General features: G+C 65.9%; 23 protein-coding genes. 1 reads left to right on the top strand and 22 read right to left on the bottom strand.

Features of this window, described 5'->3' with window-relative positions; translation table 11 throughout:
• Positions 1-47: 47 nt before the first annotated feature.
• From G4G27_RS00115 to G4G27_RS00060, 12 genes are all read right to left on the bottom strand, one after another.
• Positions 48-272 carry a DUF2274 domain-containing protein gene (locus G4G27_RS00115; RefSeq protein ID WP_183111043.1) on the bottom strand — a complete coding sequence of 75 codons (225 nt, stop codon included), beginning with the start codon at positions 270-272 and terminating at the stop codon, positions 48-50.
• Complete coding sequence (locus G4G27_RS00110) at positions 272-1,495, bottom strand: TrbI/VirB10 family protein (protein WP_183111041.1); 1,224 nt, start codon at positions 1,493-1,495, stop codon at positions 272-274. The genes G4G27_RS00115 and G4G27_RS00110 overlap by 1 nt, the downstream gene beginning before the upstream one ends.
• Positions 1,492-2,541 (bottom strand): P-type conjugative transfer protein TrbG, encoded by a 1,050-nt coding sequence (trbG, locus tag G4G27_RS00105; protein ID WP_183111039.1) that lies wholly within the window; start codon positions 2,539-2,541, stop codon positions 1,492-1,494. The genes G4G27_RS00110 and trbG overlap by 4 nt, the downstream gene beginning before the upstream one ends.
• Positions 2,538-3,221: a conjugal transfer protein TrbF gene (gene trbF / locus G4G27_RS00100; protein WP_183111037.1), complete on the bottom strand. Its 684-nt coding sequence runs from the start codon at positions 3,219-3,221 to the stop codon at positions 2,538-2,540. The genes trbG and trbF overlap by 4 nt, the downstream gene beginning before the upstream one ends.
• A complete protein-coding gene (gene trbL / locus G4G27_RS00095) occupies positions 3,221-4,585 on the bottom strand; it encodes a P-type conjugative transfer protein TrbL (RefSeq protein ID WP_183111035.1) in 1,365 nt (454 codons plus the stop codon). Before trbL ends, trbF begins: the two co-directional genes overlap by 1 nt.
• Positions 4,586-4,589: 4 nt before the next feature.
• Positions 4,590-4,979, bottom strand: coding sequence for a putative entry exclusion protein TrbK-alt (gene trbK-alt, locus G4G27_RS00090; RefSeq protein WP_183111032.1), 390 nt, complete (start codon positions 4,977-4,979; stop codon positions 4,590-4,592).
• Positions 4,980-4,989: 10 nt separating this feature from the next.
• Entirely contained in the window at positions 4,990-5,766 is a 777-nt protein-coding gene (gene trbJ / locus G4G27_RS00085) for a P-type conjugative transfer protein TrbJ (protein ID WP_183111030.1), read from the bottom strand.
• Positions 5,763-8,219, bottom strand: coding sequence for a conjugal transfer protein TrbE (trbE, locus tag G4G27_RS00080; protein WP_183111028.1), 2,457 nt, complete (start codon positions 8,217-8,219; stop codon positions 5,763-5,765). The genes trbJ and trbE overlap by 4 nt, the downstream gene beginning before the upstream one ends.
• Positions 8,220-8,231: 12 nt before the next feature.
• Complete coding sequence (locus G4G27_RS00075) at positions 8,232-8,513, bottom strand: VirB3 family type IV secretion system protein (protein ID WP_008827607.1); 282 nt, start codon at positions 8,511-8,513, stop codon at positions 8,232-8,234.
• On the bottom strand, positions 8,513-8,845 hold the full coding sequence (locus G4G27_RS00070) for a TrbC/VirB2 family protein (protein ID WP_183111026.1): 333 nt from the start codon (positions 8,843-8,845) through the stop codon (positions 8,513-8,515). Before G4G27_RS00070 ends, G4G27_RS00075 begins: the two co-directional genes overlap by 1 nt.
• Positions 8,842-9,825, bottom strand: a complete 984-nt coding sequence (gene trbB / locus G4G27_RS00065; protein WP_183111024.1) for a P-type conjugative transfer ATPase TrbB — start codon at positions 9,823-9,825, stop codon at positions 8,842-8,844. Before trbB ends, G4G27_RS00070 begins: the two co-directional genes overlap by 4 nt.
• Before the next feature lie 299 nt (positions 9,826-10,124).
• The gene (locus G4G27_RS00060; protein ID WP_183111022.1) at positions 10,125-10,580 is read right to left on the bottom strand and encodes an Rrf2 family transcriptional regulator; all 456 of its coding nucleotides are present in this window, start codon (positions 10,578-10,580) and stop codon (positions 10,125-10,127) included.
• Positions 10,581-10,667: 87 nt separating this feature from the next.
• Between G4G27_RS00060 and G4G27_RS00055 the strand changes: the two genes are divergently transcribed.
• Positions 10,668-11,447 carry a class I SAM-dependent methyltransferase gene (locus G4G27_RS00055; protein ID WP_183111021.1) on the top strand — a complete coding sequence of 260 codons (780 nt, stop codon included), beginning with the start codon at positions 10,668-10,670 and terminating at the stop codon, positions 11,445-11,447.
• A 225-nt stretch (positions 11,448-11,672) separates the two neighbouring features.
• Here G4G27_RS00055 and G4G27_RS00050 read toward each other — a convergent pair whose 3' ends face one another.
• The 10 genes from G4G27_RS00050 to G4G27_RS00005 form a co-directional block, all read right to left on the bottom strand.
• On the bottom strand, positions 11,673-12,107 hold the full coding sequence (locus G4G27_RS00050; protein ID WP_183111019.1) for a CopG family transcriptional regulator: 435 nt from the start codon (positions 12,105-12,107) through the stop codon (positions 11,673-11,675).
• 9 nt (positions 12,108-12,116) lie between these two features.
• Entirely contained in the window at positions 12,117-14,102 is a 1,986-nt protein-coding gene (locus G4G27_RS00045) for a conjugal transfer protein TraG (protein WP_183113518.1), read from the bottom strand.
• 26 nt (positions 14,103-14,128) lie between these two features.
• The gene (locus G4G27_RS00040) at positions 14,129-15,868 is read right to left on the bottom strand and encodes a VirD2 family relaxase/mobilization nuclease (RefSeq protein ID WP_183111017.1); all 1,740 of its coding nucleotides are present in this window, start codon (positions 15,866-15,868) and stop codon (positions 14,129-14,131) included.
• A 244-nt stretch (positions 15,869-16,112) separates the two neighbouring features.
• A complete protein-coding gene (locus G4G27_RS00035; protein ID WP_345940663.1) occupies positions 16,113-16,751 on the bottom strand; it encodes a lytic transglycosylase domain-containing protein in 639 nt (212 codons plus the stop codon).
• A gap of 126 nt (positions 16,752-16,877) precedes the next feature.
• Entirely contained in the window at positions 16,878-17,225 is a 348-nt protein-coding gene (locus G4G27_RS00030; RefSeq protein ID WP_183113517.1) for a DUF736 domain-containing protein, read from the bottom strand.
• Positions 17,226-17,270: 45 nt separating this feature from the next.
• Entirely contained in the window at positions 17,271-17,816 is a 546-nt protein-coding gene (locus tag G4G27_RS00025; protein WP_183111013.1) for a S26 family signal peptidase, read from the bottom strand.
• Positions 17,813-18,331 carry a DUF2840 domain-containing protein gene (locus G4G27_RS00020; RefSeq protein WP_183111012.1) on the bottom strand — a complete coding sequence of 173 codons (519 nt, stop codon included), beginning with the start codon at positions 18,329-18,331 and terminating at the stop codon, positions 17,813-17,815. The genes G4G27_RS00025 and G4G27_RS00020 overlap by 4 nt, the downstream gene beginning before the upstream one ends.
• Entirely contained in the window at positions 18,328-18,582 is a 255-nt protein-coding gene (locus G4G27_RS00015; protein WP_183111010.1) for a hypothetical protein, read from the bottom strand. The genes G4G27_RS00020 and G4G27_RS00015 overlap by 4 nt, the downstream gene beginning before the upstream one ends.
• Positions 18,579-19,217 (bottom strand): ParA family partition ATPase, encoded by a 639-nt coding sequence (parA, locus tag G4G27_RS00010; protein WP_183111008.1) that lies wholly within the window; start codon positions 19,215-19,217, stop codon positions 18,579-18,581. Before parA ends, G4G27_RS00015 begins: the two co-directional genes overlap by 4 nt.
• Before the next feature lie 208 nt (positions 19,218-19,425).
• Positions 19,426-20,313, bottom strand: coding sequence for a replication initiator protein A (locus G4G27_RS00005; RefSeq protein ID WP_183111006.1), 888 nt, complete (start codon positions 20,311-20,313; stop codon positions 19,426-19,428).

The following is a 20,313-nucleotide window of genomic DNA, read 5'->3' as shown; positions in this document are numbered from 1 at the left end:
TGTCCAGGTCGGCATCGTTCGAAGCTTGACCGACAGTTCCGCCATCGTCAGATCGCCACGGATCGCCGAGCTTTGGTGAATCCTCGATCCGTTGCGATGAAACGCTCGAGCATTGGTACGATCAGTCTTACCGGATCCTGGATGGTCTGGCCCTGTTCCCGGCCCAGGATCTCGGCATAGCGAACGAGATCGCGGTGGAGGGAGACCGGGAGTTCAATCGCAACCTTGATGGGTTTGTCTTCGACTATCGGGCCGAGCTTCAATTTGGTCATCATCGAGCTCTGTAAGGTTCAAGCACAAGGTCGCGCGTGACGATCACTCGGACGGGGAATCCAGGACGGATCGTCAACGTCGGCGCGATGTTGAGCTGACGACGCACGATCTGCTGACCGGCATCATTGACAGTGTCCTGGCCGCCACTGCGGATCGCGCTGATCAGCCGATCGTCATCGTTGGTCGCCAGCTCCGCGCCGACGCTGAGGAGAGTCGAGAGCCCTGCGGCCTTCAGCAGATCCCACCAATGGTAATCGACGCCATCCTCAAGTCCGGCATAGCCCTCTGCGTCCGCTCCAGGTTGGCGTTCGAGGACGATTGAGCGGCCATTCGGGAATATCAGCCGGTTCCAGACCAGAAGCACGCGGCTCTGACCGAACTGCACGTTGTTGTCGTACTGGCCGACGACGCGCGTGCCCTGCGGCACGAGGAGGATGCGGCCGGTCGGGCTGTCGTAGATGTTCTCGGTGACCTGCGCTGTGATCTGACCCGGCAAGTCAGACCTGATGCCAGTGATCAGCGCGGCCGCGATGACGGCGCCCGCCTGTAGGATGTTCGGCGACGCCGGTGCCGCGACTCGGTCGGCGGCGATCGTGCGGCGATCTGCTGCGGCATTCAGGAACGCATTTTGGCGATCCTGCGCAGATGGTGTTGCCGGCTGAGGCGCAAGACCGAGACCAGCCAGGTCGGGCGCGGGCTGCGGAGCGATGGCGGGAGTCGCAGATGCGGCTCCAGCGCGTGTCTCGGTTCCGGAGAACAGCCGGCTGGTTCTCGCCGTCTCGATCTCCTGCAGCCTGCGCTGTTCCTCTGGGCTGATGCCAGGATTGGGCGAAGCGATTCCGGGCACCGGCACGGACTGACCGCGTTCCTGCGCGCCGACGATGGGGCGACCGAGATCTCCGGGCAGTGGCGGTCCCAGCCGAGGCACGCCACTATAATCGCGCGGCAATCCGGCGAGGCCATCGGCGGTCGAGCGGTTCTCCGTCGAATAGAGTTCCTCGTTAGGCCGGCCGCCGTCTCGGGTCTGCAACGCATAAATGAGAGCGCCGCCCAGTCCGACACTGGCGACCAGGCCGATGCCCGCTAGGACCTTGCGCGACAGCCGGGTCACACGGGGTGGCTCGGCGCGCAGCCGCATTGGCGCGGCACTGACCGGCTCGCCGGTCAAGGATCGACCGCCATCGCTCGGGGTTTCCTCGTTCCGGGGCTCGTTGTCACTCACGAGGCCGGCCTCCCGTCGGTGCGCGTGATGCGGATGCGCTTCTGGCGATCGCTGGAACCGAAGCGTAACTCGGCGGCGGCGAAGAGGCGATCGACGATCATGTAGTTTCCACGGACGCGGTAATTCACCAGTTCGGAGGTGTTTCCCTCCGGGCCGACGACGAACAGCGGGGGCATCTCGCCCTGACCGATCCCGCGTGGGAATTCGATGAAGACCTGGCGGCCGTCGTCGAAGGCCCGTAGCGGCCGCCATGGCGCTCTATCGCCGTCGATCGCGTAGCGGAAGTTGACGTTGGCGAGGTCGACGCCGCTCGCGACCGGCTGGGCGGCCTCGGCCTGCTGGTTCTGGCGGCGCAGCGCGATAAGCTGGTCCTGCGGATATTGCCAGGACACCGACGCCATATAGGTCCGCTCGGTCGAGCGAAGTTCCATATGATAGGTGCGGAGGTTGGTGTTGATGATGAGGTTGGTCATCAGATCGGCGCGGCTCGGCTTGACCAGAATATGGATCTGGCGCGTCGCGCCCGAACCGCTCTCGGTATCGCCGATGATCCAGCGCACGGTGTCGCCGGCGGCGACGGGGCCTGAGCCGACGAGCTGTTCGCCGGGCTGCAGTGCGATGTCGGTGATCTGTCCCACGGCGGTATAGACCTGATAGAGCGCGCCCTGCGTGAACGGATAGACCTGCATCGAATTGATGAAGCCATCCCGCACGGGCTGGATGCGTGCGGCGGCATTGGCCTGGTTCACCCTCGCGGTCGGATCAGTGGGTTCGGGCGTGCGCCGGGATGGCTCGACCCGCTGCAACTGGCCGGGTAGCGGCAGCGGGCGCGGCAGTTCGACAACGGTGACGGGCGCGGGCGGATCGACGGTCTGAACCGCGGGCGCTGCGTTGTCGTAGGATATCTCCGGCGGCGGTGTGGTAGTGGCGCATCCGGCGAGCGCCGTCGTCGCCAGCAGCACGAACGGCAGTGCGGATTTGCGCAGAGCCGGGAATACGATGATGTGTGAAGCCGGATTGCCGACTTTGCGGAAAGACGGCTTCATTGCCCAAGCTCCCGTGACCAGTTGATGGCGTTGACATAGATGCCGAGCGGATTCGCCCTGAGCCGGTCGGCGTTGCGCGGGATCTGCACCACGATCGTCAGGATCGCGGTCCAGCGCGTGGTTTCGGCGATCTGCCCGTTCTCATAGCGGCGCTCGACCCAGGCGACGCGGAAGCTGTCGGGCGAAGCGCGGATGACGCTGGAGACGTCGATGGCGACCTGCTGGCGGCCGACCTTGGTGAAGGGGTCGTTCGAACGTGCATAGTCATTCAGCGCCATCGCCCCGCGATCGGTCGTGAAGTCATAGGCGCGCAGCCAGTTCTGGCGGACGATAATCGCGTCTGACGGGATCGAGCGGACCTGCTCGATGAAGCGCGCGAGGTGGAAAGCGATCTGGGGATCGGTCGGCCGGTAGTCGGCAACGGCGGGCGCGACCGCCTGAGCCTGGCCAAGCCGATCCACCTGCACGACCCATGGCACGATCGTGCCCCGTGCCGACTGCACGACGAGCGCGGTGGCAAACCCGGCCGACAGGATCAGCGAGCCGAAGGCCATCATCCGCCAGTTCTTCGCCTGAACGCGTGAAGCCCCGATGCGCTCGTCCCAGACCTGGGCGGCGCGCTGGTACGGCGTCTCGGGCTCGGCGGCTTTGCCGTAATGTGTGGAGGGTCGTTTGAACATCAGCGATCACCTTCGGAAAGATTGACGGAAGAGCCGCCGCCATGGGCGTCGCCGGAGCGGACGGCGTGGGCCGTGGCCTGCACGGCATGGGTCATGCTCTGCGAGCGGCGCATGCGCTGCGCCCAGGCGGGCGGGTCGCCAGCGTTCGGGGAACCGGCGGAAGCGGGGCCGTCACCGGCGGTGTCACCGCCGATCGAGCCCATGGTGGAAGAGCCGCCGGTCGCCTCGAACGCGGCCTTGCCGCCAGCGTTGAAGCTGGATTTCATGCTTTCGGCGGCGCGGGATGCGGCTCTCCGAAGTGGTGAGACGGCCGCGCTCCCACCAGCGCGGGCAACACCACCGAGCCCGGATGCGACGCCGGCGGCGCCGGATTGGCCGGCTGCGCCAAGGCTGTAGGCGGTGGACGCGCCGCCAGCGATTGCCGCGCCGCCACGAGCGGCGGCGGCAGCACCTCCGGCCAGGGCCGCGCCACCGGAGGCGGCGACGCCGACGGCGCCAGCGCCGAGCGCGACCATGCCGCCTGCGGCGAGGCCGGTGCCGACCGCGGCGCCAGCGCTGAGCTGCGGGCCGCCAGAGACGATGCCGCTGGCAATGCCGGGACCGAAGATGCCGAGGCCGAGCAGCGACAGGGCGGCGAGCACGATCGCCATCGCTTCGTCGATCGTCGGCGTTGCGCCGCCGAAGCCGGACGTGAATTCGGAGAAAAGCGTCGAGCCGATGCCGATGATCACGGCCAGAACCAGCACCTTGATGCCGGAGGAGATGACGTTGCCCAGCACGCGCTCGGCCATGAAGGCCGATTTGCCGAAAAGGCCGAAGGGGATCAGCACGAAGCCAGCGAGTGTCGTCAGTTTGAATTCGATGAGCGTGACGAAGAGCTGGATGGCGAGGATGAAGAAGGCGAGCAGCACCAACCCCCAGGCGAGGAACATGCAGGCGATCTGGATGAAGTTCTCGAAGAACGACCAATAGCCCATCAGCCCGGAGATCGAGTCCAGCAGTGGGCGGCCGGCGTCTAATCCGGTCTGCGCGACCTTGCCTGGGCGCAGAAGATCAGCCGTCGTGAAGCTGGTGCCGCTGGCCTTCAGGCCGAGGCCGGCGAAACTTTCGAAGATGATGCGGGCGAGGTTGTTCCAGTTGCCGATGATGTAGGCGAAAACGCCTACGAACAGCGTCTTCTTGACCAGGCGGGCCAGAATGTCATCGTCGGCGCCCCATGACCAGAACAGCGCCGCCAGCGTCACATCGATGACGATCAGCGTGGTGGCGATGAACGCGACTTCGCCGCTGAGCAGGCCGAAGCCGCTATCGATGTAACGGGTGAAGACCTCGAGGAAATGGTCGATGACGCCGGTGCCGCCCATGATGTTATCTCGCTTCGTCGATCTGCGGTGGCGCGATCGGCGTGGCGGGCTCGACGGCCGGCTGATCGGTGCGGTTCGGTTGGGCGGTGGCATTGTCCCGCGGCGCTGGTGGCATGTCCGGTAGGCGCTCGGCAGGTCGCGCGCCGGGTGCGAGGAAGCGGTTGCGGTTCTCCGCCCAGGCGCGCAGGCAGGCCGGATCGCGCGGACCGGCTTCGCCGAGGAACTGGCAGCGGATCAACTCATCGCGCAGCGGATCAGCCTGCGCCTGGGTGATCCGGCCGGAAGGCCACGCCTCGGGCGCTTCCTCTTTCCGGTTCATCTCGATCGCGGTCGCGGTGATCGCGACCGCCACGAACACGACGGCGCCAAGCCGGGCGAGCATCTTGCCGTCCATTGCCATGCTCTCAATTGCCGTTCGGGAACATGCGGGCATTGCCGGGCTGATAGCCTGTGCCCGGCGTCAGGAAGCGGCGGCGCTGTTCACGGCCCTGTTCGGCCGCGGCGGCGCGTTCCGCTTCGGAAAGGTTCTGTGCCCGACCATTGGCGGCGACGACGGCGGTGAGATCGGCGAGCTGCTGCGCCTGCAGGGCGAGGAGCTGATTGCCGGCCTGTGTGGCTTGCAGCGCGCCTGTCGCGCCCTGGCTCTGACCGACCAGCGCCGACATCTGAGTCCGGTTCGTGTCGATGTTGCCGACAACACCGGCCTGGACACGCATGGCGTCTTGCAGGCCGCCGATGGTGTTCTGCCAGCGGTCGCGCGCGCCGGCGACAAGCTGCTGATCCGAGGCCGACATCGACGCATTGCCGTAGGTCGTGCGGAACGCCTGGTCGATATTCTGGACATTGTAGGCGATGCGCTGCGCCTCGCCGAGAAGCTGCTGAGTGCGCTGGACGGACTGCTGAAGCTGCTGGAGAGACGAGAATGGAAGGCTTGTAAGATTACGCGCCTGATTGATCAGACCGGTAGCTTCGTTCTGGAGCGAGGTGATTTGATTGTTGATCTGCTGAAGCGCCCGCGTGGCGGTAAGCAGATTCTGGGCGTAGTTCGTCGGATCGTAGACGATCCCTCCGAACTGCGCGTGCGCGGGTGCCGACAGAAAAGGGATCGTGGAAACGGACGCGGTGAGCAGCGCGGCTGTCATGCGCAGCGCGCGCGAGTGGGAACGAACGGAACGGGTCATGGGTGTGCCTCCTGATCGGCTTGGGGGGTGACGTTGGTAAGGTCGGCGATGAGGTCGGCGGCCCAGGCGAGACGGTTCTCGGCAAGCCATTCGGCAAGGAACCCGTCCGTGCCGCTGCGCGCGTGGACCGCGGCGATCAGCGCCTGGTGCTGCTTCGAGGACGCGGCGCAGAGTGCCAGCGCAACGTCGGACAGGCCTAGCTCGAACAGGCGGTTGCCGCGGCGGGACTGGCAGTAATAGTCACGCTTGGGCATCGCCCGCGCGAGGATCTCGATTTGCCGATCGTTGAGGCCGAAGCGGCGATAGATGGCGGTGATCTGCGGCTCGATCGCGCGCTCGTTCGGGAGCAGGATACGGGTCAGGCAGCTTTCGATGATGGCGGGCGCGATTGCCGAGCCGTCAATGTCGGAAAGCGACTGCGTTGCGAAGATGACGCTGGCGTTCTTCTTGCGCAGCGTCTTCAACCATTCGCGGAGCTGGCCGGCGAAACCCTCGTCGTCGAGAGCGAGCCAACCCTCGTCGACGATCAACAGCGTCGGGCGACCGTCGAGGCGATCCTCGATGCGGTGAAAGAGATAGGCAAGCACGGCGGCAGCGGCGCCGGTGCCGATCAGCCCTTCGGTCTCGAAGACCTGAACATTGGCTTCACCCAGATGCTCGGCCTCGGCATCGAGCAGCCGGCCATAGGGGCCGCCGACGCAATAGGGCCGCAGCGCCTGTTTCAGATCGTTGGACTGAAGCAGCACGGACAGACCCGTCAACGTACGCTCGTTGATCGGGGCGGATGCCAGCGAAGACAACGCCGACCAGAGGTGCTCCTTGACCTCGGGTGTGACCGGCACGCTCTCGCGAGCCAGGATCGCGACCAGCCAGTCGGAAGCCCATGCTCGTTCCGCGACATCGTCGATGCGTGCCAGCGGCTGAAGCGCCACGCTGTCATCCGACCCTTCGGTGAGCCCGCCGCCGAGGTCGTGCCAGTCGCCGCGCATGGCGAGGGCCGCGGCACGGATCGATCCGCCGAAGTCGAAGGCAAAGACCTGGCTTTGCGGATAACGCCGGAACTGGAGCGCCATCAACGCCAGCAGCACGGACTTGCCAGCGCCGGTCGGACCGACGATCAGCGTATGGCCGACGTCGCCGACATGGATGGAAAGCCGGAACGGGGTCGAGCCTTCGGTCTTGCCGAACAGCAGCGGGGGCGCCGCAAAATGCTCGTCCCGCACCTCGCCCGCCCACACCGCCGACAGCGGGATCATATGGGCGAGATTCAATGTGTTGATCGGCGGTTGCCGGACGTTGGCGTAGACATGACCGGGCAGCGAGCCGAGCCAGGCATCCACGGCGTTGATGGTCTCGGGCATCGCGGTGAAGTCGCGGCCTTGGATGACCTTCTCGACCATCCGCAGCTTTTCGGCGGCGATGCGGGGGTCATCGTCCCAGACGGTGATCGTCGCCGTCACATAGGCCTGACCGGCATAGTCGGCGCCCAGCTCCTGCAACGCCATGTCAGCATCGGCGGCCTTGTTGGCCGCATCGGTGTCGACCAACGCCGAGGCTTCGTTGGTCATTACCTCCTTGAGGATGGCGGCGATCGACTTGCGCTTGGCGAACCACTGCCGCCTGATCTTGGTCAGCAACTTGGTGGCGTCGGTCTTGTCGAGCAGCACTGCGCGCGTCGACCAGCGATAGGGAAAGGCGAGCCGGTTCAGTTCGTCGAGGATGCCGGGCGTCGTTGCAGTCGGGAAGCCGACGATGGTGAGGATGCGCAGATGCGCATCGCCAAGCCTGGGTTCCAGGCCGCCGGTCAAGGGCTGATCAGCCAGTAGCGCGTCGAGATACATCGGCGTCTCTGGGACACGGACGCGATGCCGCTTCGTCGAGACGGTCGAGTGCAGGTAGGTCAGCGTCTCGCCGTCATCGAGCCAGGCGCATTCCGGCATGAAGGCGTCGATGAGCTGGAGGATGCGATCGGTGCGGTCGGCGAAGCCGCGCAGGATCTCATGCGCGTCGACGCCGGCATGATCGCGGCCCTCGTAAAGCCAGGTTTCGGCCCGTGCCGCATCTTCGGCCGGCGGCAGATAGAGGAAGGTCAGAAAGTAGCTGGATTCGAAATGTGCGCCGGCTTCCTCGAAGTCGGCCTTGCGTTCGGTGTCGACCAGCGCGGACGCGCTGTCAGCGAACATGCTGGCGGGATAGGTCGCGGCGCCATGGCGTTGCGCCTCGACGAAGATCGCCCAGCCGGAGCCGAGGCGACGGAAGGCATTGTTGAGCCGGCCGGCGACGGCGACCAGTTCGGCCGGAACGGCGCTGTCGAGATCGGGACCGCGGAAGCGCGCGGTGCGCTGCAGGCTGCCGTCCTTGTTCAGCACGATGCCTTCGCCGACCAGCGCGACCCAGGGGAGGAAGTCGGCAAGGCGGGTGTTGCGGTTGCGATATTCGGCGAGGTTCATCATCGGGGTCGCTCCTCAGACCGACAGGTGACCGGGGATGCGCAAATGCTTGCGCACGACGTCGACGAACTGCGGATCGCGCTTGGCCGCCCAGACGGCCGCGAAATGCCCCACGGCCCAGAGACCGAGGCCGACCAGCCAGAGACGCAGGCCGAGGCCGAGCGCGGCCGCCAGCGTTCCGTTAAGGATGGCGAGCGAGCGCGGGGCGCCGCCGAGCAGGATGTGCTCGGTCAGCGCCCGGTGGACCGGCACCGAAAAGCCCGGCAACTCGCCGCCATGATCCGCGCCGTCGGCCATCAGACGAGCGCCCCGCCGCCGAACGAGAAGAACGACAGGAAGAAGCTCGACGCGGCGAAGGCGATCGACAGGCCGAAGACGATCTGGATCAGCTTGCGGGCGCCCCCCGACGTGTCGCCGAAGGCGAGGGTCAGGCCGGTGATGATGATGATCATTACGGCGATGATCTTGGCGACCGGCCCCTCGATCGATTCGAGAATCTTCTGCAGTGGCGCTTCCCACGGCATTGAGGATCCGGTGGCATAGGCAGCGGGGGCGAGCGCCAGCGTGAGAAAGGTAACGGATACCGTGGTGGCGATGTGTCGGCGGATGCGCAGGGCATGCTTGATCATGACAGGTCTCCTGTGATGGGCTGGCTTGCGGGGGTGACGCGGTAGTCGCCGTCGGGGCCGAGACCCTCGATGCGGGCTAGTTCGGTGAGGCTGCGCGACGCGCCTCGGCCGGACAGCACGGCGACGAGATCAATGGTCTCGGCGATCAGTGCGCGCGGGACGGTGACGACGGCTTCCTGGATGAGCTGTTCCATGCGACGCAGGGCGCCGATCGCGGTGCCGGCGTGGATCGTTCCGACGCCGCCGGGATGGCCGGTGCCCCAGGCCTTCAGCAGGTCGAGCGCCTCCGCTCCGCGCACCTCGCCGATCGGGATGCGATCGGGGCGCAGTCGGAGCGAGGAGCGGACGAGATCGGAGAGCGAGGCGACGCCGTCCTTGGTGCGCATGGCGACGAGATTGGGCGCGGCGCATTGCAGCTCGCGGGTGTCCTCGATCAGGACGACACGATCCGAGGTCTTCGCGACTTCGGCCAGCAGCGCATTGGTGAGGGTGGTCTTGCCGGTCGAGGTGCCGCCGGCGACGAGGATGTTACGCCGCTCAGTGACGGCCTTGCGCAAGGTCTCGGCCTGATCGGCGACCATGATCCCGGCGGCGACGTAGTCCTCTAGCGTGAATACGGCGACGGCGGGCTTGCGGATCGCGAAGGCCGGCGCGGAAACGACGGGCGGCAGAAGCCCCTCGAACCGCTCCCCCGTCTCCGGCAGCTCGGCCGAGACACGCGGGGCGCCGGGATGAACCTCGGCGCCGACATGGTGGGCTACCAGGCGGATGATCCGCTCGCCGTCCGACGGCGACAGCAGCTCACCCGTATCGGAAAGCCCTTCGGAAAGTCGGTCGACCCAGAGCCGCCCATCGGGGTTGAGCATCACCTCGACGATCGCTGGGTCTTCCAGAAACCGGGCGATTGCGGGGCCGAGCGCGGTGCGCAGCATGCGCGCACCGCGAAGGATCGCCTCCGATTTCTGATGAGTGGCCGCCACGTCGTCCCCGTTCTCTTGTGGGTCCGCGAAATGCGGCCCTGGATCGGGGACGAGTAGAAGAGGTAGAAATTATGATCTGACAACAACCATCATGTGGTCGTCGTACTGTGGCGTAGTAATACAAGGAAACGGCGGAACGCTTGACTATTTGCACGTCACCGAACGAGATTTTGGCCATCGATCTGGTGTGTGCGCCGCCCGAGGTGCTGCGAGTCATCGAGAACTAGGTAGTGTCGAGAAAGGTTTCGTGCCAAGAGCGGACGCACCGCAGCCACCAATGTCCGGCGCTTAGTATCGCTTCACCTATGCCGGGAAGCTGGCGCGTTAAGAGCCGCAGCACAGCGTGTGTCAAAGCCCCGGCTGAGTTCGCCGAGGCTGACCGCGCCCAGCCGCTCGACCAGCAGTGCCTCGGCGTCGCGCAAGGCATCTCCCACCGCTTCGTTGACGAGCTGCTCGACCGCGCATTCCGGGTTGGAATTTTCGTTGCCGATCGCGAATATTCTCGGGCCACCGACCGCTCGGTGGACGTCGAGCAGCGACACGCGATCGAGATCACACGCGATAATCCAGCCACCGCCATGACCCTTGTCTGAGTGAACATAGCCCGCGTCGCGCAGCCCGGCCATCGTGCGACGCACCACGACCGGATTGGTCCTGAGCATCGCGCCGATCGCATTCGACGTCATATGCCCTTCATGCCGCGCCATATGGAGCAGCACGTGCAGCATCCGGGAAAGACGGCTGTCGTTTTGCATCTTTCGATCCTTCACATCCCTCCAGCGATGGGCAAGCCCATACGATCATGATACTCATAAAGTTACATGATTCGTGGAGTCGATAGAATGCGAGAGTTCGAAAACCCAGACCACTGGGACACAGCGGCCAGCCACTACGAGCAAACCGCGCATCCTTTCACCGCCCGCTTTGCCGAGGCGGCGCTCGCGCGCGTCGCGCTAACGCCCGAAAGTCATGTGCTCGACGTGGCAACCGGGACAGGCGCGCTTGCACTGGCGGCAGCGCGGAGCGGGGCGAAGGTACTGGCAACCGACTTTTCACCCGGTATGGTGGCGCGCGTGGCCGCTGCAGGGCTGAACAATGTCGAGACGCGGGTGATGAACGGACAGGCGCTCGACCTGCCCGATGAGAGTTTCGACGCCGTCTTCTCGATCTTTGGCGTGATCATGTTTCCCGATTGGCGCAAGGGCTTGGCCGAGATGCGGCGGGTTACGCGGCCTGGCGGATACGGCATAGTCGCGACTTGGCAAGACCGGGGTGCAGCGACTTTCCTGCTCCTTGGCCAGATTCGGCAAAAACTGTTCCCCGAGCGCGCGGGAATGGCAATGCCCGAGGCGGTGCGAGCGATGAGCGATCCTGAGGATTTCGCCCGCGAACTGGTCGCGGCGGGCTTTCGCGATCCGCAGATCGAGAGCGTGATCCATGACTATACGCTCGATGTCGCGGCTCTCGAGGAGCCCGACACGCTGTTCGGTATGTCGCCTGACTGGACCAGCCTGAGCGACTCGGACAAGGTGGCGGTGATTGCCGAGGTGAGGCGAATGACCGGTGATCGACCGGCCCTACCGATCCCCTCGACGGCACTCATCGCCGTGGCGGAACGGTGAGAGTCGACCCGGACACTGCGTTCAGACCACAATGTTTGATCAGGCTTTCAAGGCCGCATGCCAAGCTCTGTCACCACACGTGCTCGAATGAGGGTCCGCTTTCAGCCTATCGACTCCCGAAGCGGACCGAAAACTTCCACCCAACTTCGCCGTTGCGATTAGCAGCGTCACGTTCCGCCAGCTGACGGTTGGCTCGCGATCGATTCAGGTTTGAGAAAGGTAGATTCACTCCGCCTCCTCGGTAGGCACAACGTCCTCGGAAATCTCCTGCCTGAGCTTCGGCCCCTGCGCGAGTCGCCGGCCGAGCGCGGTCACGAATGCCTCATACCGCTCGCCGGCTTTTGCTCGCGCCGCAGCCTGCGCGGGCTCGGGCAGCGGCGGGTTGGTCGTCAGCCAGAAGCGAACGAACACGGCCAGCGTTTCGACGGCTATGCCAAGGTCGCGCTCCATCCGCGCCATGCGCCGGTCGAGCTGGTCGAGCCGTTTGGTCGTGGCCGCCTCCTGTCGTTCGGCGGCGTCAGGCGACAGGAAAGAGGCGATACCGGCTTCCGCGATCAGCGAGAGGGATTGATCGCGGCGCGCGGCGTGTGCGGCAAGAGCCTTCATAACATCCGGTTCGAGATACACCGACAGCCGCTGCTTTTTGGGAGGCTTCACCATGGTTGCCTCCTAAAGATCGATGCCATCGCCGGGGTCGAGCGACGCCTGCCGCGCCACCTGGCGCATGGTCTGGTTCATGCGCGAGAGGCGTGCGGCGTCCTCGTCGGCATCGTCGCGGGGATCGATCTCGAACTCGTTCTCGATCGGCTTATTCGGCTCGACCAGCTTCGCGCGGCTCAGCTCCGGCTGATGCCGACGCTCGGAATCGGTCGTATCCTCGTCCGACCCGGGCTCGCCGCCGGTCGCCAGCGATAAGGCCGGCGTCGCTGGAAGGGGCAGCTTGCTCCAATCATCCGGTCGGGCGGTTGTCGATTTCACCAACGTCGGTGGCGGCAGAATGCGCTCCTGAAACCGGCGATCCTCATAATACCGGGCCTTCTTCGCGCGGATCGGCGGGGTGCCCGCCACCATGACGATTTCGTCGGCCGGCGGGAGCTGCATGATCTCGCCAGGCGTCATCAGTTGCCGGGCCGTTTCGGAGCGAGACACCATCATGTGGCCAAGCCAGGGCGACAAGCGATGGCCAGCATAATTCTTCATGGCGCGCATCTCGGTCGCGGTGCCGAGCGCGTCCGAGACCCGCTTGGCGGTCCGTTCGTCATTGGTCGCGAAGCTGACGCGCACATGGCAGTTGTCGAGGATCGAGTTGTTCGGCCCGTAGGCCTTCTCGATCTGGTTCAGCGACTGTGCGATGAGGAAGGCTTTGAGGCCGTAGCCGGCCATGAAGGCGAGCGCGCTCTCGAAGAAGTCGAGGCGGCCGAGCGCCGGAAACTCGTCGAGCATCAGGAGCAGCCGATGCCGGTTTCCCTTCGCCTGCAGATCCTCGGTCAACCGTCGACCGACCTGATTGAGGATGAGGCGGATCAGCGGCTTGGTCCGGTTGATGTCCGAGGGCGGCACGACGAGGTAAAGCGTGGTCGGATGCTTGCCGCCGACTATATCGGCGATGCGCCAATCGCAGCGGCGCGTGACCTCCGCAACGACGGGATCACGATAGAGCCCGAGGAACGACATCGCGGTCGACAGCACGCCCGACCGCTCGTTGTCGGATTTGTTCAGCAGCTCGCGCGCGGCGCTGGCGATCACCGGATGCGGGCCTGCCTCGCCGAGATGGGCTGTCTTCATCATGGCGGCGAGCGTCGACTCGATGGGCCGCTTTGGATCGGAGAGGAAGGCGGCGACGCCCGCCAGGGTCTTGTCGGCCTCGGCGTAGAGGACGTGCAGGATCGCGCCGACCAGCAGCGCATGGCTGGTTTTCTCCCAGTGGTTCCGCTTCTCCAGCGAGCCTTCCGGATCGACCAGAATATCGGCGATATTCTGGACGTCGCGGACCTCCCATTCGCCGCGGCGCACCTCGAGCAGCGGATTGTAGGCCGCCGATTTCTTATTGGTCGGATCGAACAGCAGCACGCGACCATGACGGGCGCGATAGCCGGCGGTGAGCGTCCAGTTCTCCCCCTTGATGTCGTGGACGATGGCGGAGCCCGGCCAGGTCAATAGCGACGGCACGACAAGGCCGACGCCCTTGCCCGATCGCGTCGGCGCGAAGCACAGCACATGCTCGGGACCGTCATGGCGAAGATAGTCGCGATCGAACTTGCCGAGGACGACGCCATCCACGCCCAGCAGGCCGGCGGCGCGGACCTCGCCGGCATCGGCCCACCGGGCGGAGCCGAAGGTCTCGGCATTCTTGGCTTCACGCGCCCGCCAGACGGACATGCCGATCGCGACGGCAATGGAGATGAAGCCGCCGGACGCTGCGATATAGGCGCCTTCGATGAAGATCGGCGGGGCATAAGCGTCGAAGGCATACCACCACCAAAAGAAGGACGGCGGATAGTAGATCGGCCAACCAGCGAGTTCGAACCAGGGATGCCCAAGCTGCGGCTGGAAGCCGAGACGGTAGGCGGTCCATTGCGTCGCACCCCAGGTTGTCATCAGCACGATCAAGCCGACGGTGAGGATTTGGCCCCAGAGAATTTTGGTCGCCGACATGGCGGGCACTCCTTTCTTGATTCCGGCTACATGCCGAGGCCGCGGTTGCGGCCGAAACTCCAGTCGATGCCACCGGCGCCGCGAGAGACGCCGGAGACATGCTGACCGAGATGCCGTTCGAGGGACGGCGACCAGGGCACGAGCTGGAAGCCGAGACCGTCGTCGATCATGGCGAAGCGGCCGGAGGCGAGCGCGAAGCGCTGGCGATAGGCGCCCGCCACATACTCACCCGTTCCGGCCTTCGAGAACTGGCGGCCGGTCTCGGCCGCAAGCTTCTCGCCCAATGCTTCCACCTCGCGCTGGCGCAGCTTGTCGATCAGCCCCGGCGAGAAGCTGACGCCGCGGGTTTGCCGCTCGGCAAGGCCTTGGCCGACGAGATGGTCGGCCCGCCGGTCTATCGCCTGGCGCACCTCGGCGCCGAAGCCGCCGCCGCCGAGCGCGACAGGATCGCGGGCGATCGCCTGTCGGTCGAGCCAGGTGGCGCCGGTGGCACTGACCTGCCGTTCGATGTCGAGATCGGAGCGTATGGCGAGCGCGACGCGGCGGCGGCCTTGCGCGTCATCGAACTTGCGCAGCTCGACGATAGAGCCCGGCGCGCTGTCGCCGGCAGCATCGAGGTCGGGCAGCTTGATATGATGGGTTCGCCCGTCGGTGCCATCGACCACGGCGTAGGCCGTGCCCTTCAGCTCATCGTCGAGACCGCGATCGACCAGCCGGCCGATGACGGGATCGTCGAGGCTTTCCCCGGCGAGCACGTAGCTGGCGGCGCCGCGCTCGATTCCGCGCTCGGTCAGGCCGCGATGAATGCGCTTGATGATATCGCCACGCTCGCCCAGCTCGCGCAGCGTCGCCTCGGCATTCTCGGCCACGACCCACTGGCCGGGGCCGACCTGATCGGCGAGGCCGAGCGTCTCCAGCTTCCGCAGCCGGCCGACTTTCATCGCATGGAATTCGTCGGGCTGGCGGTCGGGGTGCGGTGCGAGATCGACGACGCCGGTGCGAAAACTGTCGCGGGAAAGTTGCCGGTCGAGATTGGTCCAGCGCTCCGCTCCGATCTGCCGTTCGAGATTGCGGCGGATCTCGTGATCGGTGCGCGGCCCCAGCTCCTGCGTGACGAGATCCTGTGCGCGGGCGCGCATGCCTTCCTTGATATAGTCGCGGGAGATGACGAGGTCCTGGCCGTCATCGGTGCGACCGCGCAGGATGATGTGGACGTGCGGGTTGACGGTGTTCCAGTGATCGACGCCGACCCAGTCGAGGCGGGTAGCCAGGTCCTTTTCCATCTGGCCCATGAGGTCGCGGGCGAAGGTCTTGAGGTCGGACATCTCGGTCGCGTCCTCGGGCGAGACGATGAACCGAAAATGATGGCGGTCGTCCTGGGTGCGCTCGGCGAAGGCTTTGGGATCGGCGTCCTCGGTCTCCGGACCGAACAGCTTGGCCTTCTCCCCATCCCGGGTGACGCCATCGCGTCGCAGATAACTGAGATGGGCGGAGAGCGGTGCGGCCCGAGCGGTATGGCGGACAACGCGGGTCTTTATGACCGTGTTGCGCGATCGGCTGGTGAGCAGCCGGTTGGCCTGCACCGTCGCTCGCTGGCCGCGCCCGAACCGTGATCGGTTGCCCGAGCTGATCTTGCCGGAGCGCGAGACGCTGCCGCCGGCGCGCTGGGCGGCCGCCAGCGCCTGGGCGATGAAGGGCCGCGCAGCTTGCGCGCGGGTCGAGCGGATGCGGCCTGGCCGGATGCGGAAATCGTCCTCGCCGCTCATGGCCGCGACCCCGCACATCGCGCAAAGCCGAGGAAATCCCTGCGAAAATCGCGATAGTGCAGGCCGCGCCAATCAGGCGCACCTCGCGCGGATGCGCCATAAGCCTCTGAAAACACACGACCGCACCAAGCCGCACATCGCGCGCTTTTATCTCGCCATCGTGCGGTTGTGTTGCCTGCTTCTCCTCTCCGGACCACCATTTGTCCGCCAGAGCACGCCATTCCCCGAGGAGGTGCGAACGCCGTCATCGGGGGGTGCCGGATGCATTGCGAGCAACGAACAGCCCATCAGTGCGTGGCGCAATCGCGTTTGGATCGCGCGCCGGGGCTGGCGCTGCTGCGTCGTCGGGCGCGCTTTCACGCTGCGCCCGACCGACTGTCGCGCTGCTCGCCGGCTGCACGACGAAGAGCGGCGCACGGGTCCAGGCGAGCGGATCGGCGGCAGCCACCATGACGGGGGCAGTGATCTCGCCGCCGCCGACGAGCGGTGCGAGCATGGCGACATAGGCGCGCGTTTCGGCGGGCAATGGACGCCCGGCGAGAGACTCTTCGTAGCGCCCGGGCCCGGCATTGTAGGCCGCGAGGAAGCCCGGCGAACCGTAGCGGTCGTGCATCTCGCGAAGATACGCCGCGCCCGCCAGAATGTTGTCGCGGGGATCGTAGGGGTTCGCGCCGAGGCCGTAACGGACGCGAAGGCTGGCCCAGGTGGCCGGCATGATTTGCATCAGACCCATCGCGCCGGCAGACGAGATAGCGCGCACATCGCCACGGCTTTCGACGCGCATGACGGCGCGAATCCACGCCTCGGGGATGCCGAAACGCTGCGCCGCTTCGGCAATGAAAGCGCTATACTGATCATTGCGCGACGGCCGATCGGCCGGCATCTGCTGGGCAATCACTGGGCTTGAAACCGGCACAGCGAACAGCAGGCCGGAAAGGAGAAGGAAGGCCGTGCGTCGGAGGGCGTTCCTCCCTCCAACGACAGGCTGCGAGCGAATGACGGGCATCGCTCAGTCCCGCTCGCCGCGCTTCGGCGGCCGATTCCAATGCAGGCCCCAGGTGGACTTATCGTCGCCCGACTGAAAGAGATTGGCGCGGACCGGCTGGCTGAATGTCGGGTCGTCGAGCTGCAGCGAGACGTAGTCGCCAGCCTTCTCGCCGGTGCGCTTCCAACCCGCACCGATCTCAGCGCCGGGTTCGTTGTTCATACCGTCGAAGACATGAACGCGGAAATCCGGCGCATTCTCGGCATCGGAGGCCTCGGCCGGAATGATGATGATGTCCTGCTGCAACAAGAGCGTTTGCAAATGGCCGATGAAGCCGGAATCGTCGGGCGTGAATTGACCGATTAGAGACATGGTTTTCTCCATGGTTGTGCGGTGGACAAGGTCATGGGCGTGCCGTCACCGCGTCGGCGCGCGCCAGACGAAGCGGCCATCGCCGTCCTCGTCGGTGTAAACAGGGATGGCCCGGCCGATGACCGAGCTGGCGGGGAGCGGGCCGAAGTAGCGACCGTCGAGGCTGTCGCGGACTTCCCAGTTCATGAGGAACAGGTCGCCGTCCGCGACCATGCGGCAGCCCTGCCAGACCGGCAGCGGGCGACCGCGGCGATCACGGTCCAGCGCGTCGCCCAGCGGCACGGCGTCGACAGTGATGGCGAGCCCGGCTCGGCATACGCGCTGCCCAGGAAGTGCGGCGACGTGCTTCAGCAGCGGCACGCCGCGCGGCAGATATCCGCCGTCCGAGAGGAAGGTCGCGAGCGGCTCGGGCGGGCGCACTGCGACCAGATCCGTCACATCGAGCCGGCCAGGTGCTCCGATCGCATAGAGCCCGATCGGCGTGCTGGCCGACGCATTCCAGATCAGCTTTGGTGCGAACGAGACGAACGACGCGATGCCGAGCACCGACACGGCTGCCGTCGTGACGAAGGCGTAGGCAAGCCGCGTCATGCGCCAATCTCCCGGCGCAGCAGGAAGGCGCGGTGCTGCTGCGCGTCGTAGGCGCGCGGCGCTTCGCCGGCAGTCAGCCGATTATGGACATGACGCCAGTGGTCGGGAGAAACTGCGATCGGATTGATGCCGCGCGCCTCGATCGCGTCGATGAGCTGGAGCACATGCTCGACCTTCGGCCAGCCATCGGCGCGCAGCAGGATGTCGCCGCCGGGCTGCACGAACGGCAGCGTCTGACAGCGCTCATCGGCATGCACGGCGCGCACGATGTCGAGGCGCGACAGCGCGGTGCCGTAATCGTTGGAGGTCCAGCGAACGAAGGCGAAGACGCTGTTCGGCGCGAACGACACGACCCGACGGCGGCGGTCGAGGATCTGTTCGGTGGCTTCGCGCCCAAACCTGATCCAGGATTCGATCTTCTTCTCGATCCACGTCAGTTCGACATGGGTCGGGACATCAGCGGCGAGCGCACGCGGCATACCGCTGCGCACCGATGCATCGGCGACGCCGGTCATCGTGGCTCTCCTTCGCTGGTTGGGAATTCGCGCTCGAACAGGGTGCGCAGCATGTCGGCGACGGTCTGTCCGCGCTGGAAGGCTGCGATCTTGATCCGGCCGCGCATGTCGGCGGTGACGTCGATCGTCAGCCTGGCGGTGAAGTCGGCGGTAGCTTCCGCGCGCGGCGAGGAACGGACTGGCGCCTTGATCCAGCTTTCCGGATCGGCCGGACGAGCGGCGAAGGTGCGTTTCGGGGACCGCTCGCTCATGTCCCGATCCTCGTGACTTCGGCGGCGAGCGCGGCGATCTCCCGCGCCGCGGGCGATGTATCGTCCTGCTCGGCGGCGATCCGGCCGGTCTGCACGACTTCGGCGAAAGCGATGCGCTGGCCGATGGTGGTCAAGAGCGGCGGCGGATCATGATCGGCGAGCGTCTCGGCGGTCTCGCGCGCCAGCACGGTGCGCGCAGCGCAGCGGTTCAGCACGAACCGGGCCTTCAGGTCCGGGCGGTAGATCCGCGCTTCGCCGAGCAGCGTGAGCATCTCGGCCGACGCCCAGCCGTCGAGCGGCGATGGCTGCACCGGGATCAGCACGAGGTCGGCGGCGAGCAGTGCTGAGCGCATCAGCCCCGCGACGCGAGGCGGTCCGTCGATGACGATGTGATCGACGTCGCGTGCCAGCTCCGGCGCTTCGCGGTGGAGTGTGTCGCGCGCCAGGCCGACGACACCGAACAGCCGCTCCAACCCCTCCCGGCTGCGCTGCTGCGACCAGTCGAGCGCCGAGCCCTGTGGATCGGCGTCGATCAGGGTCACGCGCCTGCCATTGCGCCCACATTCACCGGCGAGATGCAGGGCGAGCGTCGTCTTCCCGACGCCGCCCTTCTGGTTGAGGAGCGCGACGATCATGACGGTCTCCCGGCGATCGGGGACTCGTCCACAGCGGCGAAAATCGCGGTCTGCGTTAGAAGAATTACGTAGTAATTCTGGTTAGATAAGTTACGGGGCTCGCAAGTTGCTGATTCAGCACGATGAATCGGCGATTTCGGTCCCCGATAGCACGAGAGTCCGGTCCCCGATGGCACGATAGTGTCGGTCCCTGATAGCACGAGATGATTCACAGCTTATCCCCAGGGCGAGTTGTCGCGCGGCGACGGCGGCGCGGGATGCCGAGCGCGTCGGGATCGGTTGGTACGAAGGACAGGATTTCGGGACCGCCGACGCATTGCTCGATGGTCAGGCGGTAGCCAGGCAGCGGCTGTCGGCGGACGATGTCGCGCAGGTCGTAGGCGAAATGTTTGAGCGGCGAGAGGCTGCCAGACTTGGCGTGGAGATGCGGAAAGTCGAAGCTCCAGCCGTGCTCCTGATGACCACCATGCTTGCGGACGAGGCGGTAGAGCCAGCGCTCCAGCCCGCCGGTCAGGCCGAAATAGTTGCGGTCGATGGTGAGGACCAGAGCATCGTCGAGGACGGCGCCGTAGAACCAGTCCGGCACGATCAGTTCGAGCCCGAGCGGCCGGCCGCGGTGATCGGCGCGCTCCTTCCACTCGTTGATCCAGGAGAACCGATGCATCCGCCGCTCGGTCGGCTGGCGGATCGAGGTTGCGATGGTTGTCGATTGAAGTCGGTCGAGCGCAGCCTTCAGCCGGTCGTAATCGCGCAGCGAGACGCCGCGTCCAATGAAGTTCAGGATCTCATAGGGCGTGGTCGCCATGAGGCGTGACGGGCGCAGGCCGACGTCGCGCGCTTCGACGATCTGTGAGGCAGCCCAGATCAGGATGTCCGCGTCCCAGATGGTCGCCATGCCATGTTCGGGCACGGCTTCGACGCGAATCTTGACCGAGCCCGACTTGAAGTCGATCGGCGCCAGGCGCTTCGACTTGGCGAGCGAGAAGAACGGATACGCCATGAGGTCCTGCGCATCGCGCGGCGCGAGATCGCCGGGGAGCGCCCGGAACAGATCGAGCTGCGCGCGTTCGTCGTGGTTATGCTGGCGGGACGACAT

Source organism: Sphingomonas sp. So64.6b, from assembly GCF_014171475.1.
Taxonomy (GTDB): domain Bacteria; phylum Pseudomonadota; class Alphaproteobacteria; order Sphingomonadales; family Sphingomonadaceae; genus Sphingomonas; species Sphingomonas alpina_A.
Note: the sequence above shows the minus strand (reverse complement) of the source record. Positions and strands in the feature narration are given on the sequence as shown.

Coding starts and splice junctions, on each gene's coding strand:
- G4G27_RS00115 (WP_183111043.1), bottom strand. CDS start 272: ATGACCAAATTGAAGCTCGGCCCGATAGTCGAAGACAAACCCATCAAG.
- trbG (WP_183111039.1), bottom strand. CDS start 2,541: ATGAAGCCGTCTTTCCGCAAAGTCGGCAATCCGGCTTCACACATCATC.
- trbF (WP_183111037.1), bottom strand. CDS start 3,221: ATGTTCAAACGACCCTCCACACATTACGGCAAAGCCGCCGAGCCCGAG.
- trbL (WP_183111035.1), bottom strand. CDS start 4,585: ATGGGCGGCACCGGCGTCATCGACCATTTCCTCGAGGTCTTCACCCGT.
- trbK-alt (WP_183111032.1), bottom strand. CDS start 4,979: ATGGACGGCAAGATGCTCGCCCGGCTTGGCGCCGTCGTGTTCGTGGCG.
- trbJ (WP_183111030.1), bottom strand. CDS start 5,766: ATGACCCGTTCCGTTCGTTCCCACTCGCGCGCGCTGCGCATGACAGCC.
- trbE (WP_183111028.1), bottom strand. CDS start 8,219: ATGATGAACCTCGCCGAATATCGCAACCGCAACACCCGCCTTGCCGAC.
- G4G27_RS00075 (WP_008827607.1), bottom strand. CDS start 8,513: ATGGCCGACGGCGCGGATCATGGCGGCGAGTTGCCGGGCTTTTCGGTG.
- G4G27_RS00070 (WP_183111026.1), bottom strand. CDS start 8,845: ATGATCAAGCATGCCCTGCGCATCCGCCGACACATCGCCACCACGGTA.
- G4G27_RS00060 (WP_183111022.1), bottom strand. CDS start 10,580: ATGCAAAACGACAGCCGTCTTTCCCGGATGCTGCACGTGCTGCTCCAT.
- G4G27_RS00055 (WP_183111021.1), top strand. CDS start 10,668: ATGCGAGAGTTCGAAAACCCAGACCACTGGGACACAGCGGCCAGCCAC.
- G4G27_RS00050 (WP_183111019.1), bottom strand. CDS start 12,107: ATGGTGAAGCCTCCCAAAAAGCAGCGGCTGTCGGTGTATCTCGAACCG.
- G4G27_RS00045 (WP_183113518.1), bottom strand. CDS start 14,102: ATGTCGGCGACCAAAATTCTCTGGGGCCAAATCCTCACCGTCGGCTTG.
- G4G27_RS00040 (WP_183111017.1), bottom strand. CDS start 15,868: ATGAGCGGCGAGGACGATTTCCGCATCCGGCCAGGCCGCATCCGCTCG.
- G4G27_RS00035 (WP_345940663.1), bottom strand. CDS start 16,751: ATGCCGGCCGATCGGCCGTCGCGCAATGATCAGTATAGCGCTTTCATT.
- G4G27_RS00030 (WP_183113517.1), bottom strand. CDS start 17,225: ATGTCTCTAATCGGTCAATTCACGCCCGACGATTCCGGCTTCATCGGC.
- G4G27_RS00025 (WP_183111013.1), bottom strand. CDS start 17,816: ATGACGCGGCTTGCCTACGCCTTCGTCACGACGGCAGCCGTGTCGGTG.
- G4G27_RS00020 (WP_183111012.1), bottom strand. CDS start 18,331: ATGACCGGCGTCGCCGATGCATCGGTGCGCAGCGGTATGCCGCGTGCG.
- G4G27_RS00015 (WP_183111010.1), bottom strand. CDS start 18,582: ATGAGCGAGCGGTCCCCGAAACGCACCTTCGCCGCTCGTCCGGCCGAT.
- parA (WP_183111008.1), bottom strand. CDS start 19,217: ATGATCGTCGCGCTCCTCAACCAGAAGGGCGGCGTCGGGAAGACGACG.
- G4G27_RS00005 (WP_183111006.1), bottom strand. CDS start 20,313: ATGTCGTCCCGCCAGCATAACCACGACGAACGCGCGCAGCTCGATCTG.